The organism is Xenorhabdus innexi, assembly GCF_002632485.1.
Taxonomy (GTDB): Bacteria; Pseudomonadota; Gammaproteobacteria; order Enterobacterales; family Enterobacteriaceae; genus Xenorhabdus; species Xenorhabdus innexi.
In genome coordinates, this window is sequence record NZ_NIBU01000002.1 from 72,586 (window position 1) to 84,860 (window position 12,275).

Annotated in this window: 12 protein-coding genes; 4 read left to right on the top strand and 8 right to left on the bottom strand. The window is 40.4% G+C overall.

Annotation, left to right across the window (positions count from 1 at the left end; genetic code table 11):
• Positions 1 to 116: 116 nt before the first annotated feature.
• On the bottom strand, positions 117 to 857 hold the full coding sequence (locus Xinn_RS01120; RefSeq protein WP_099137588.1) for a glycosyltransferase family 25 protein: 741 nt from the start codon (positions 855 to 857) through the stop codon (positions 117 to 119).
• 211 nt (positions 858 to 1,068) lie between these two features.
• Between Xinn_RS01120 and tnpA the strand changes: the two genes are divergently transcribed.
• Positions 1,069 to 1,497 (top strand): IS200/IS605 family transposase, encoded by a 429-nt coding sequence (tnpA, locus tag Xinn_RS01125; protein WP_086956872.1) that lies wholly within the window; start codon positions 1,069 to 1,071, stop codon positions 1,495 to 1,497.
• 46 nt (positions 1,498 to 1,543) lie between these two features.
• On the opposite strand, the gene Xinn_RS01130 is transcribed toward tnpA, so the two are convergent.
• The 5 genes from Xinn_RS01130 to rfaD all read right to left on the bottom strand — a co-directional run bounded on the left by Xinn_RS01130 (position 1,544) and on the right by rfaD (position 6,525).
• A complete protein-coding gene (locus Xinn_RS01130; protein ID WP_099137589.1) occupies positions 1,544 to 2,497 on the bottom strand; it encodes a glycosyltransferase family 2 protein in 954 nt (317 codons plus the stop codon).
• 102 nt (positions 2,498 to 2,599) lie between these two features.
• Positions 2,600 to 3,385 (bottom strand): glycosyltransferase family 2 protein, encoded by a 786-nt coding sequence (locus Xinn_RS01135; RefSeq protein WP_086954899.1) that lies wholly within the window; start codon positions 3,383 to 3,385, stop codon positions 2,600 to 2,602.
• A 174-nt stretch (positions 3,386 to 3,559) separates the two neighbouring features.
• On the bottom strand, positions 3,560 to 4,525 hold the full coding sequence (rfaC, locus tag Xinn_RS01140; RefSeq protein WP_086954900.1) for a lipopolysaccharide heptosyltransferase RfaC: 966 nt from the start codon (positions 4,523 to 4,525) through the stop codon (positions 3,560 to 3,562).
• Positions 4,525 to 5,577, bottom strand: coding sequence for an ADP-heptose--LPS heptosyltransferase RfaF (gene rfaF, locus Xinn_RS01145; RefSeq protein WP_086954901.1), 1,053 nt, complete (start codon positions 5,575 to 5,577; stop codon positions 4,525 to 4,527). Before rfaF ends, rfaC begins: the two co-directional genes overlap by 1 nt.
• A 9-nt stretch (positions 5,578 to 5,586) precedes the next feature.
• Positions 5,587 to 6,525 (bottom strand): ADP-glyceromanno-heptose 6-epimerase, encoded by a 939-nt coding sequence (gene rfaD, locus Xinn_RS01150; RefSeq protein WP_086954902.1) that lies wholly within the window; start codon positions 6,523 to 6,525, stop codon positions 5,587 to 5,589.
• A gap of 243 nt (positions 6,526 to 6,768) precedes the next feature.
• On the opposite strand from rfaD, the gene kbl reads away from it, so the two are divergent.
• Together kbl and tdh are read left to right on the top strand one after the other, a co-directional pair.
• Positions 6,769 to 7,965 (top strand): glycine C-acetyltransferase, encoded by a 1,197-nt coding sequence (gene kbl, locus Xinn_RS01155; protein WP_086954903.1) that lies wholly within the window; start codon positions 6,769 to 6,771, stop codon positions 7,963 to 7,965.
• 9 nt (positions 7,966 to 7,974) lie between these two features.
• Entirely contained in the window at positions 7,975 to 9,000 is a 1,026-nt protein-coding gene (tdh, locus tag Xinn_RS01160; protein WP_086954904.1) for an L-threonine 3-dehydrogenase, read from the top strand.
• A gap of 36 nt (positions 9,001 to 9,036) precedes the next feature.
• Here tdh and Xinn_RS01165 read toward each other — a convergent pair whose 3' ends face one another.
• Both Xinn_RS01165 and envC read right to left on the bottom strand, forming a co-directional pair.
• On the bottom strand, positions 9,037 to 10,137 hold the full coding sequence (locus tag Xinn_RS01165; protein WP_099137590.1) for a divergent polysaccharide deacetylase family protein: 1,101 nt from the start codon (positions 10,135 to 10,137) through the stop codon (positions 9,037 to 9,039).
• Positions 10,138 to 10,150: 13 nt separating this feature from the next.
• Complete coding sequence (gene envC, locus Xinn_RS01170) at positions 10,151 to 11,458, bottom strand: murein hydrolase activator EnvC (protein ID WP_086954905.1); 1,308 nt, start codon at positions 11,456 to 11,458, stop codon at positions 10,151 to 10,153.
• 371 nt (positions 11,459 to 11,829) lie between these two features.
• Here envC and Xinn_RS01175 point away from each other — a divergent pair, with 371 nt between their 5' ends.
• Positions 11,830 to 12,267: a rhodanese-like domain-containing protein gene (locus Xinn_RS01175; RefSeq protein WP_086954906.1), complete on the top strand. Its 438-nt coding sequence runs from the start codon at positions 11,830 to 11,832 to the stop codon at positions 12,265 to 12,267.
• The last annotated feature ends 8 nt before the right edge of the window (positions 12,268 to 12,275 follow it).

Sequence of the window (12,275 nt, forward strand, 5' to 3'; positions counted from 1 at the left end):
ATATTTGTATGTGATTAAGGATTTTTCTACTGAAGGCGTTTGGTAGATGGAGTACTTATTCATGATTAAATTAGCTTTAACACTACAAACGCCTACATTTAATGCTGGTAAGTAAACTAAGGCCTAATTTTCTTTAACCAAGTTCGAATGAAAATTCGCCATAAAGATAATTTTATTTGAGTTAGTATATTTTTTTTTCTGTTCATTTTATCTAGATTTGTTAATAAACATGTTCTTTTCCCAATTGAGGAGTATTCTCCATGAGATGAAATAGTAATTACAGGAGGAACTATTCCTTTTAATTTAACAATTCCTTGCTCTCGTAACATTTTCCACTCATCAGCGACGAATTTAACAGGAAATAAGTGGTTATATAGTACTTTTGCTGCCGCTAGATTCAGGGCATAACCATGAGTGCATGCAGCATCAATTACACTAACAATATGATGAGTATTATCCAAATTTTTTTTAAATGAGTCAAAATATTCATTGGTTTGGCTTAATAAAAACACATAAGGCTTTGAACTTATAGCCATAGGGTGATTTTCTAGACATGATAATACATTTGTTAAATTGTCATCAAGGCTTGCATCGTCTTCTAAAATGAGAGATATAGGTATTTTATGTTTTATTATTTTTTTGTATGTATTTAAATGACTTAGTGAGCATCCAAGTTCACCAAGAGTCAGTGTCATTTCATAAAAATTGGGACAATTTTCTTGAATTTGCTCTTCAGTTAAGTCTTTCCCATAAACAGCACTTATAAACTCAAAATCTAGCTCTAACTTTTTTAGTTGTTCTTGCATTGATTTTTTTCGTTCTACATCTTGTGCTAAATTAATAACGAATATTTTCATAAATAACTTAATAAAGTGAATTTTAACGATAAATATATTATCATGATTTAGGTTTTACACCAGAATAAATATTAGTATAACTAATTTTCAAAATAATAAAAAACTTGTTGGCTACATTATGTAATTTTTATTTTTCCATGTGAAAGGTTAAAACCACCGACTTTAGTCGGTCAGCTTTAGCTGCGATACTCTGTTGCACGAGAGGTGCAATATGGATTACAGATATGGCAGCCACACGGTATTTCAGATTGAGTATCATTTCGTGTGGGTAACGAAATACAGGTACCCAGTACTGATAGGTGAAGTTGGCCTACGGGTGCGAGAGCTAGTTCGTCAGACCTGTGAAGCTTTTGAAATCAGGATAGTCGAAGGTGTCGTGAGCAAAGACCATGTACACATACTGGTCAGTTGTCCTCCGAGCTTAGCGCCGTCAGAAATCATGAGGCGAATAAAGGGAAGGACAGCGAGCAAGTTGTTTGAAGAGTTTGCTCACCTGAAAAAGCGCTACTGGGGTCAGCATTTTTGGGGTAGAGGCTATTTTTGTGCAACGGTAGGCCAGTTAACGGAAGAGATGATAAAGGCCTATCTGGAACATCATTTTGAACCCAACCCGAATGATAACTTCAGGCTGGATAATTGACGCATCGTTCAGCCGATGCGTATCCGGACTTTCAGTCCGTTAATCACTAACCCACCGACTTTAGTCGGTGGTTGTTGAGTTTTGATCTTGAAAATAAAAGTTTAAATAGTTTTCTTTTGTAGCTTAGTCTGATATTTATATCTAATAAATAAGATATTTTGTTTACCTTTTTAATGAGATTAAATAAAGTTAATTTTTTCTTATTAGAAATAAAATTTCCATTTTTTAATATATGGTCTATAGCATGAGTAGCAACTAAATGTCTATATTTTTTGCCAAAAACACTATCCATTTCTATGATTACATCAGCCATTATATTAGATTTTTTTGAATCAATCACCATAGATAAACTGTTTTCTCTTTTTATGTAATTATATATGATGGAATTTGTATAATATATGTTATTACTGCTCTCTAATAATTTAGGGAATACATAAGAATCTTCATAACATGATATTTCAGGTATTTTTATCTCATTGAATAGACTTTTTTTAAATACCTTTCCCCATAAGTGAGCTTGAAATTTCTTATGGATTAAAAATTGCTTAATTGCATTGTTTTTTGTTAATTTTACCGGAGGATTAAAATTGGATGACTCTAATAAATTATTTTTATTATGGACTTCATGTATTTTTGACAACAATATATCAGGTGAATTATTTTTTAGTAAACTAATCAGACAGTTAAAATTAAAATTTGGTATGGTGTCATCGCCATCTATGAAAGTAACATATTTACCAGTACATAGACTAATAGCGTAATTTCTAACTTTTCCTATATTTTTAAATTCAGTCCGTATATAATTTATGTGATTGCTTTTTTTGGAAAATTCTGACATTAATTCCCCTGTTTGATCTGATGATTTATCATCAATCAATAATATTTCCATATTTTTTATATAATTATTATTAATAAGTACTTCAATGCTATCTAAGCATTTTGGTATTAATTTCTCTATATTGTGTGCGGTAATAATAATTGACAAAATATTATTTTTCATGCATTTATAATGTCCAATTGATAAATATACATAATATTATAATTTGGATAATATAATAACTCAAGCTCCTTTGAAAGGAGATTGGGTTATTATAATGAGGGGTTATTTCATAAGAGTTATGGTAATAAAAGTTAATATGCAACCTGAAATAAAGCCTAGTGAAAAGTATTTAATTTTCTTTATTTTTTTATTTCTATTACGGAGAATATCGTTTTTATTAATAACATGTTGATCCCAACCAATATGTTTTGTAGCACTATTCGTTAATATAACGGCATACATTCCTTTTTCATAATATAGTCTTGAAATATGTGCTTCCGCTTCGTCAAAGTCTTTCCCAACATAGTAAGGAGCTATTCTTAAGTAATCACTTTTTCTGCGTAATCCCGGATTAAAGCTAAATCCCTTCCAGATTTCATCATTGCTTTCTAACACAGAAAAATCGACTCCAGAGATGGATTGAGGATTAGAAGGATAATGAAAAGGATAATTAATCTTTATATCTTTATCAAAATCACGTAACCATACTTGCAAAATATCATGTCTTTTTTCAAGGAGTATGTGTGAATCGTCGATAAAGTTATCTCTATAAAAAACCCAATCGTCTTCACAGTGAAAGATATATTTTGTATCTACTTTTTCATAAGCTAAATCTATAGATTTGATTTGCCCAAGTTTTGGGTTGTTTATTATTATCTCACAGTAGGGTTGCCAATGTTTTGGTATCACCTCTAAAATTTTTTTATTTCCTGAATCTTCTGTAATTATGACTTTTCTAATTGGATAAGTATTATGCTTATCTAATGATTGAAGAGTTCTTGTTAGGAGAGAAAATCTTCCACAACTTGTGATTACTATAGTAACATCACTTTTATCTGAAAAAATCATATATATACCTAACTTTATTTTTAGAAATTGATTTTAGTGTATTAAACTTACTGTCATATTATTTTGAATAAGAAAGTAATTAATTTTTTTTATAAAAGCGTCTCAATTTAAAATTTCGACATAATATTGAATTTTACATTTGAATACAAAAACTGTTGGTATGAGACATTTTCGTTATTTTAACACATCCTGCAAGAACAGCATAACCTCTGATGGTTTAATACTTTTCATCGTATTATCCACTGACTTCAGAGAATGCTGTTCTTTTCCGTATCCACCAATCAATCCGGGATCTGTCGGGCCAAACAGTGTGATATTCGGACGGTCAAGCGCAGCTGTAAGATGGCTCAATCCGGTGTCAACAGATACCACCGCTTTTGCATCAGCAAGAACTTGTGCGACTTCTGCCAGTGTTAGTTTTGGCAACACTTCAACATGGGAAAAACCATCTGCCAGTCGCAGTGCTCGCTGGTGTTCATGTTCAGCTCCCCAAGGCAGTTTGATTTTCATACCCGTAGGCTGAATTTCTGCAATAAGTTGCCGCCAGTGTTCTTCCGGCCAGTGTTTCTCATCACGGGTGGTAGCATGCAGAAAGACAAGGTAATCATCTTTGATTTCAGTTTGCTGCTGCAAAAAGTGACAGGCAATAGCGTAGTCGCCCGAATTTACTGGTTTTTGATACCCCAGACTATCTGCAAATAATTCACGGATGCGTTCAACCGCATGTTGCTGTTTGCTTACTGAATGGCGCTGATCGTAGAAAAAACTGGCAAGTGGCTCACGAATGCTTTTTCTGTCATAGCCATGTTTTGGGCCGTATGCCAATCGTGTCACGCAAAAAGCACTTTTTAACAGACCCTGAGCATCAATAATGACATCATATTGCTGTTGTTGTAATCGTTTCCTGAAATGTGCCCGTTCTTCACAGATATCTTTTTTGAACCAGTTTTTTCTCCAACGACGAATGGCAACCGGAATGACATTTTCAACTGCACTGTGCCAAGTGGGTATTTGGGCGAAACCCTCCTCAACGACCCAGTCAAATTTAATATCCGGTATGTGCTGTACGGCATCTGTTAATGCGGGTAGGGTATGCAACACATCGCCCATCGAAGAGGTTTTTACCAGTAAAACACGCATTAACGCTGGTTCTCCGCCTGTAAAAGTTTCTCCAGTGAGGTTAAAACCAGCTCTGGCTGAATATCAATAAGACTCTGATGGTAGCCACCATCACTGTCGCCTTTTCTGACTTTATGGTAGCCCGTAATCAGGCGGATCACTTCAGCTTTATCTGACAGAGGCGGGGTGAAATCAGGGCTACTCGGGCCATATAAGGCCACTAGTGGACGGTTCAGTGCTGCTGCGACATGCATTAAACCTGAATCATTGGTAACAATAGCATCACAGGCCGCGATAATATTTACTGCTTGTTCAAGAGAAGTCTGCCCTGCAAGGTTGAGGCAATGTTTGCGGGCTACTTCACTCAGAAGTGTGCGAATATCTTCACCGGCTTCATGATCCTTGGCAGAGCCAAACAACAATATCTGATAGCCTTTTTGCGTGATCAACTGCTCAGCAAGTGCGGCGTAATGATAATGCGGCCAGCGTTTAGCCGGACCAAATTCTGCGCCGGGACAAAAACCGATAACCGGCCGATGATCGTTGATATTAAACGCGGCGGTTGATTCTGCAATATCTTGCTCACTAACAGATAATTGAGGCCATAGCAGGGGAGAAGAAAGATCTTCAGCACTGCGTATAGTTTTTTTGTCATATGCAAGAGCCACATAACGCTGAACCATGAGCGGAAAGGCGCTCTTATTCAAGGTACGGATATCATTCAGCAAACCATAGCGCATTTCACCACGCCAGCCTGTACGCAGAGGGATATTGGCGAAGAAAGGCACCAAAGCAGATTTAAACGAATTGGGAAGGACATAAGCGCGATCATATTGACGTTCACGCAGTGCCAGCCCAAGACGGCGGCGCTCACTAAGGGCAAGTGCTCCATGCCCCAGCGGCATTGCCAGCGCCTGATTAACTTCCGGCATTTTTGCCAATAATGGGCGACACCATTCCGGTGCCATCACATCAATTTCTGCATCGGGGTACAAAGCCTTCAAGGTACGGTAGAGGCTTTGTGACATCATCATATCACCGACCCAGGATGGGCCTATCACCAATATCTTCATAAAGGTCGATTAATTATCCTGATTAAGCCATTGCATGTATTCGGTAACACCTTCAGCAACGGTTTTGAATGATGCTTCATAACCCGCAGCCCGAAGTTTTGTCAGATCAGCCTGAGTGAAACTCTGATAACGACCTTTTAATTTTTCTGGAAATTCAATGTATTCTACGGCTGGAGATTTTTCTTTATGGAATTCGGTAACTGCGTCAGCAACAGCCTGGAAAGACTCGGCACGTCCGGTTCCACAGTTAAAAATGCCGGAAACGCTGTTCTTCCAGAACCATAGATTTACCGCAGCAACATCACCAACGTAAATAAAATCGCGGCGGAAATGCTCGCTGCCTGCAAATAATTTCGGATTCTGGCCCTGATTAATCTGAGTATTTAGATGATAAGCGACACTGGCCATACTGCCCTTATGCCCTTCCCGTGGTCCATAAACATTGAAATAACGGAAACCACAAATTTGAGAATCTGCATGTGGCAGAATATCGCGGACATACTGATCAAACAGAAATTTTGAGTAACCGTAGACATTGAGAGGCTTTTCGTACTGACGCTCTTCAATGAAATTATCACTGCGACCACCGTAAGTCGCGGCGGAAGAGGCATACAGGAATGGGATCTGCCGATCAAGACAGTAATGCAGTACATCTTTAGAGTACTGATAATTATTGTCCATCATATATTTTCCATCCCACTCTGTAGTGGAAGAACAGGCACCTTCATGGAAAACAGCATCAATATCGCCCAAATCATCACCTGCCACGATGCTGGCAATGAAATCTTCTTTATCCATATAGTCGGCGATATCCAGATCAACCAGATTGGCGAATTTTGTGCCATCTTTCAGATTATCAACAACCAGAATATCCTTGTAGCCCTCGTCATTCAGTGCTTTGACAATATTGCTGCCAATAAACCCTGCGCCGCCAGTGACAATAATCATTTGGCCCACCTCTAAATAGTCAGTTCGCTTTACTTTGGAGCGTATCATATCACTTAACCCTACTGACGACAGCTGCTGATATAGGGGAATATCCTGAAATCCTGTAGCATCTCAGTTTTCAGGCCGTGATCCGCTTTACAAACTTGATATTATCTCTTTTCTCTCTGTCGTCACTGGCGATATCTATAAGTAGAATACATCATGCTTTATTACTTCACTTATTCAGGTAATCAGGAGAGAAAGATGTCAGCTTCGTTTTATCAGAAAATTAATGAGCAATTGGAACAGGCCCATGCGGAAGGGTTGTTCAAAAGTGAACGTATTATTACTTCTGCCCAAGATGCAGATATTGCCGTTGCTGATGGTAATAATGTCATTAATTTCTGTGCCAATAACTACCTAGGGTTGGCTAATCACCCTGACCTGATCGCGGCTGCAAAAGCAGGAATGGACAGCCATGGTTTTGGTATGGCATCCGTCCGTTTTATTTGTGGTACGCAGGACTCGCATAAAGAGTTAGAAAGCAAAATCGCCGAATTTTTAGGCATGGAAGACGCCATTCTCTACTCTTCATGTTTTGATGCTAACGGTGGCCTGTTCGAAACATTATTCGGGCCAGAAGATGCGATTATTTCAGATGCTTTGAACCATGCTTCCATCATTGATGGCATTCGTTTGTGTAAAGCAAAACGCTATCGCTATGCCAATAATGATATGCAGGAACTGAGAGCGCAGCTTGAGAAAGCGAAAACTGAAGGTGCTGAGAATATCCTGATTGCAACGGACGGTGTGTTCTCAATGGATGGTGTTATCGCTGATCTGAAATCCATCTGTGACTTGGCGGATGAATTTGGTGCACTGGTCATGGTTGATGATTCCCATGCAGTAGGGTTTGTTGGCAAACATGGCCGTGGTACTCATGAATACTGTGATGTCATGGGACGCGTTGACATCATCACCGGTACACTGGGTAAAGCTTTGGGTGGTGCATCCGGTGGTTATACCGCAGCTCGTAAAGAGGTTGTAGAGTGGTTGCGCCAGCGTTCACGCCCTTATTTGTTCTCCAATTCCCTTGCTCCTTCGATTGTTGCTGCATCTATCAAAGTTCTGGATATGCTGAAAGATGGAGACGAGCTACGCGAGCGCCTCTGGAGAAACGCTAATCTGTTCCGTGAAAAAATGACTGCGGCTGGCTTTACACTGGCAGGCGCTGATCACGCCATTATTCCTGTTATGTTGGGGGATGCAAAACTGGCACAGGAGTTTGCTGCTGAACTGTTGAAAGAAGGTATCTATGTGATTGGCTTCTTCTATCCGGTGGTTCCGAAAGGTCAGGCGCGTATTCGTACTCAGATCTCCGCAGCTCATACTGAAGAACAAATTGAACATGTAGTGGATGCATTTACACGTATCGGTAAGCAATTGAATATTATTGCATAAGGTATCACTATGAAAGCGTTGTCAAAATTAAAGCCAGAAGAAGGAATTTGGATGACGGAAGTGCCCACACCGGAATTGGGCCACAATGATGTGATGATTAAAATCCGTAAGACTGCGATTTGTGGAACGGATGTGCATATCTATAATTGGGACGAGTGGTCCCAGAAAACTATTCCGGTGCCAATGGTCGTCGGGCACGAATATGTCGGTGAGGTAGTCGCGATTGGTCAGGAAGTCAAAGGCTTCAGGATCGGTGACCGCGTATCAGGAGAAGGCCATATTACGTGTGGTTATTGTCGTAACTGCCGTGGCGGGCGTACTCATCTCTGTCGCAATACCACGGGAGTCGGGGTAAACCGTCCCGGTTCATTTGCGGAATACTTGGTTATTCCGGCATTCAATGCCTTCAAAATTCCCGACAATATTTCTGACGAACTGGCTGCAATTTTTGATCCCTTTGGCAACGCTGTTCATACTGCTCTTTCCTTTGATTTGGTGGGAGAGGATGTACTGGTATCAGGTGCTGGCCCTATTGGTATTATGGCAGCAGCTGTGTGTAAACATGTTGGTGCGCGTCATGTTGTTATTACGGATGTGAATGATTATCGCCTTGATCTGGCGAGAAAAATGGGCGTTACTCGCGCTGTAAATGTCAGTCAGGAAAACCTAACAGATGTTATGTCAGAACTGGGCATGACAGAAGGCTTTGATATCGGTCTGGAAATGTCGGGAGCACCACCGGCTTTTCGAACTTTGTTGAGTGCTATGAATCATGGTGGGCGTATTGCCTTATTAGGTATTCCTCCTTCAGATATGGCAATCGACTGGAATCAGGTTATTTTCAAGGGGCTGTTCATTAAAGGTATCTACGGACGGGAAATGTTCGAAACATGGTACAAAATGGCGGCATTGATTCAGTCTGGCTTAGATCTGACTCCGATTATCACTCATCAGTTCTCAATAGATGATTACCAGAAAGGCTTTGATATCATGTGTTCAGGGCAATCTGGCAAGATTATTCTGAATTGGAATTAGCAGATTAAATTGCATACAGCTTCGTAAAATAAGCTGTTAAGAATCAGAACAGGTGCTGACTGCTTTATGGGCGCCTGTTTTATTTTGTTTGGTCTTTGCTTTATCTCGTTCAGCATTATCCTTTTTTGACTTTATTTGAGCTGCACTATGTAACTTTTCTGTCTTTGGTGAGGAATTCCGTAATTTTTCAAAACTCTGTTTCAGGGTATTGATGATGACACCGGGAACTAATGTTTCTCCTACCATTTTGAGATAATCCATTTTCGGCTCTGATGTTGTTCCGGGTTCAGTTTTGGACTTCTGAGTATTTCTGCATTGTTGTTCAGTCTGTTGGTTACTTTGCTTACCTGGCTGAGTGTGATTAAGCAGCCTGCTGGGAGCGACCAGTTCAATATCATCTGGTAATGTAGCTAATCCTTGCTGCAATGCTCGGATAGTCGTAGGGTAAGGATGTCCGATAGCGATAGCGGAGCCTTGCTTGCGAGCCAGAGCAATAGCACGATTGAGCTGATTCAGTGTTTCTGCTTCTGTCTGGACATTATCCAGAAAGATATTCCGGCGGAGTATCTGTACAGCTGTTCCCGCTGATGCTTTCGCAACCTGAGTATTACCGATGGTGACACTATCCAGAAAATAGAGATGATATTGAGAGAGGATACTCATTACTTTTTCCATACCATTAAGGCTGGATGTCATTGCACTGCCCATATGGTTATTCATGCCTGTCGCATAAGGCACTTTCTGTATGGCATCGTAAATAATGGCTGCAATTTCCTCTTTATTCATAGCAGGATGCAGGGTATTTTTTTCCAACGGTTGCTTGCTAAGAGGTGCCATTGGCAGATGAATTAAAATTTCCCTGCCTTGTTTGTGAGCTTTTTGCGCCATTTCTCTGCCATAGGGAGAATTAGGCAGTATTGCAATCGAAATTGCAGATGGCATTTGTAATATTTTTTTTTCATTGTGAACACGGTAGCCAACGTCATCAATGACAATCGCTAAACGTGCAGCATGGGCATTCAGGCTCAACGGCAATATACAGGCCAATAATAGCCAACAAATCCCGGCTACCCGAAAGTGCAGTATCCCCAATAATAGAGTGAATGAACGAAGACACTTTATTAACAGATACTGCATGATAATCTCCCTCTTATCTTCCTAACCACGGTAATGGATTAACAGCGCGTCCCTGACGGCGAATCTCAAAGTACAGTGAGGGTTGTTGTTGACCACCACTGCTACCTACCAGAGCAATCGGCTGACCGGCGCGGACTTGTTGACCAACACTGACCAGAGCACTCTGATTGTAGCCATAAATGCTCATATCTCCCTTGCCGTGTTCAACTACGACAACCAAACCGTACCCCTGTAGCCAGTCTGCCAGTAATACCCGTCCATCTGAAATTGCTTTGACTTCAGTTCCTTCCGCTGCGGATATAACGATACCTTTCCAGCGCAACTCTCCCTGTATGGTTTCCCCGAAACTATGGATAACCCGACCACGAACAGGCCAGATTGCCTGCCCGGCAGGACGACCAAGCCCACCTGTTCGTGCCATTAATGCACGTTCATCTTCCGTTGGCTTATAGCTGGAGCCTTTTTGTTGGGCTTGCTTTTGTTTAGCTGCAACTTGCGCACGAACCCGAGCCGCTTCACGTGCTTCACGTTCAGCGCGGGCCTTAGCTTCCCGTTCTGCTTTAGCAATTTTATTGCGCAGACGGGTTTCGTTTTGTTTGAGTTCAGCCAGACTCTGTTGATCTTTTTTCAGTGCAGATTCAAGGGTTGTGAGCGTTTTTTGCCGGGCTGTACGAGCAACTTCCATTTTTTGCTTTTGCTGCTTCTGACTGCTTAGTAGCGTTTGCTGCTCATTTTGTTTGCTTTGTTGCAGCTTTTTTTGCTGATTCAGTTTATCCGTTGTCTTTTGCAGCTCAACGATAGTCTCTTGACGAGCCTGATTCAGATAACTGTAATAAGCCAGTATGCGTTCTTTTCGCTGTGTTTCCGGGCCATTCAGCAGCAATTCTAACCCCTGATGATTTCCTTGCCGGAATGCTGCATCCAATTGTCTGGCCAGCCGTTTACGCTGTTCTTTTTGCTGTCTTTGCAGATCCTTAATGCTTTTTGTCAGAGATATGATTTCATTTCCCAGCTTGTTCAGTTGACGCTGTGTGCCATGAAGCGAGCGAGCGACTTCTGAAATCGTACTTTCTTGTTCCTTGAGCTGGCTGAGGAGCTCTGTGCGTTGCTTTTGCTGTTGCTTAACACTTTTTTCTTTCTCAGCAATATCCTGCTGAATATCTTTAAGCTGATTTTTATTTTCTGCAATTTGATTGGCAAAGGTTCCTGAACAGAAAAAAGCAAACAGTAGGGCACAGAACAATAAAGATCTGCTTCTCAGTTGCCACTGTTTTTTCTTCTCTTGAAGTCTACAACTCTTGAAACCCTTACTATCAGCCATTTGATTCAGTACCTTGCCACGCGTTACATTATTTATAGTACATGCTTATAGATATCTGTGGTGCCCGATTATTTCATGCGAAATGGCCTCTGACCAGAGAGCTGCCGATTTTTATCTTTCCGAATCATAATCTAAATTTTAGTGAATTTAGTTCATTTATTATCGAAAATCCTCTATCTGCCCAGTTTGGCATGAAATATTTTAAGGGAATATGGTAATCAAGTATTTCATGGCAATTTTTTATTTTTTCTCGAAACTCTCCGCAAAAACTGCACTCGGTTGATGGTAATTGGCTGTAATTGACACAACACACAGGTATACTCTGTTACCTTGAGATTTTTGTTATTAACTAATGGGAGTTGTTGCCCTCCATGCTGCAAGAAATCATGCAATTTATTAGCCGGAACACGATCCTAAGCCTTGCCTGGATTGCCCTGTTAGTGGCGGTTATTGTCCTGACAGTAAAAAGTGTGTTCTCCAAGAGTAAAGATATCACTCGTGCACAGGTTATCCATTTAATCAATAAGGAAGATGGTATCGTTGTGGATTTACGTTCCCGTGACGATTTCCGCAGAGGGCATATCATTGGTTCTGTTAACCTGACGCCATCTGAGATTAAAGATCACAATCTGGGTGAGCTGGAAAAACATAAAAAACAGCCTGTTATTATTGTTTCAGCCAATGGGCTTGAATCCAAAACACCGGCAGAGAATTTGGTGAAAGCAGGCTTTGAGCAAGTTTATACCCTGAAAGAGGGAATTGCCGGGTGGACAGGTGAGAACCTACCATTAGCCCGTGGCAAAAAGTAACGAACGTC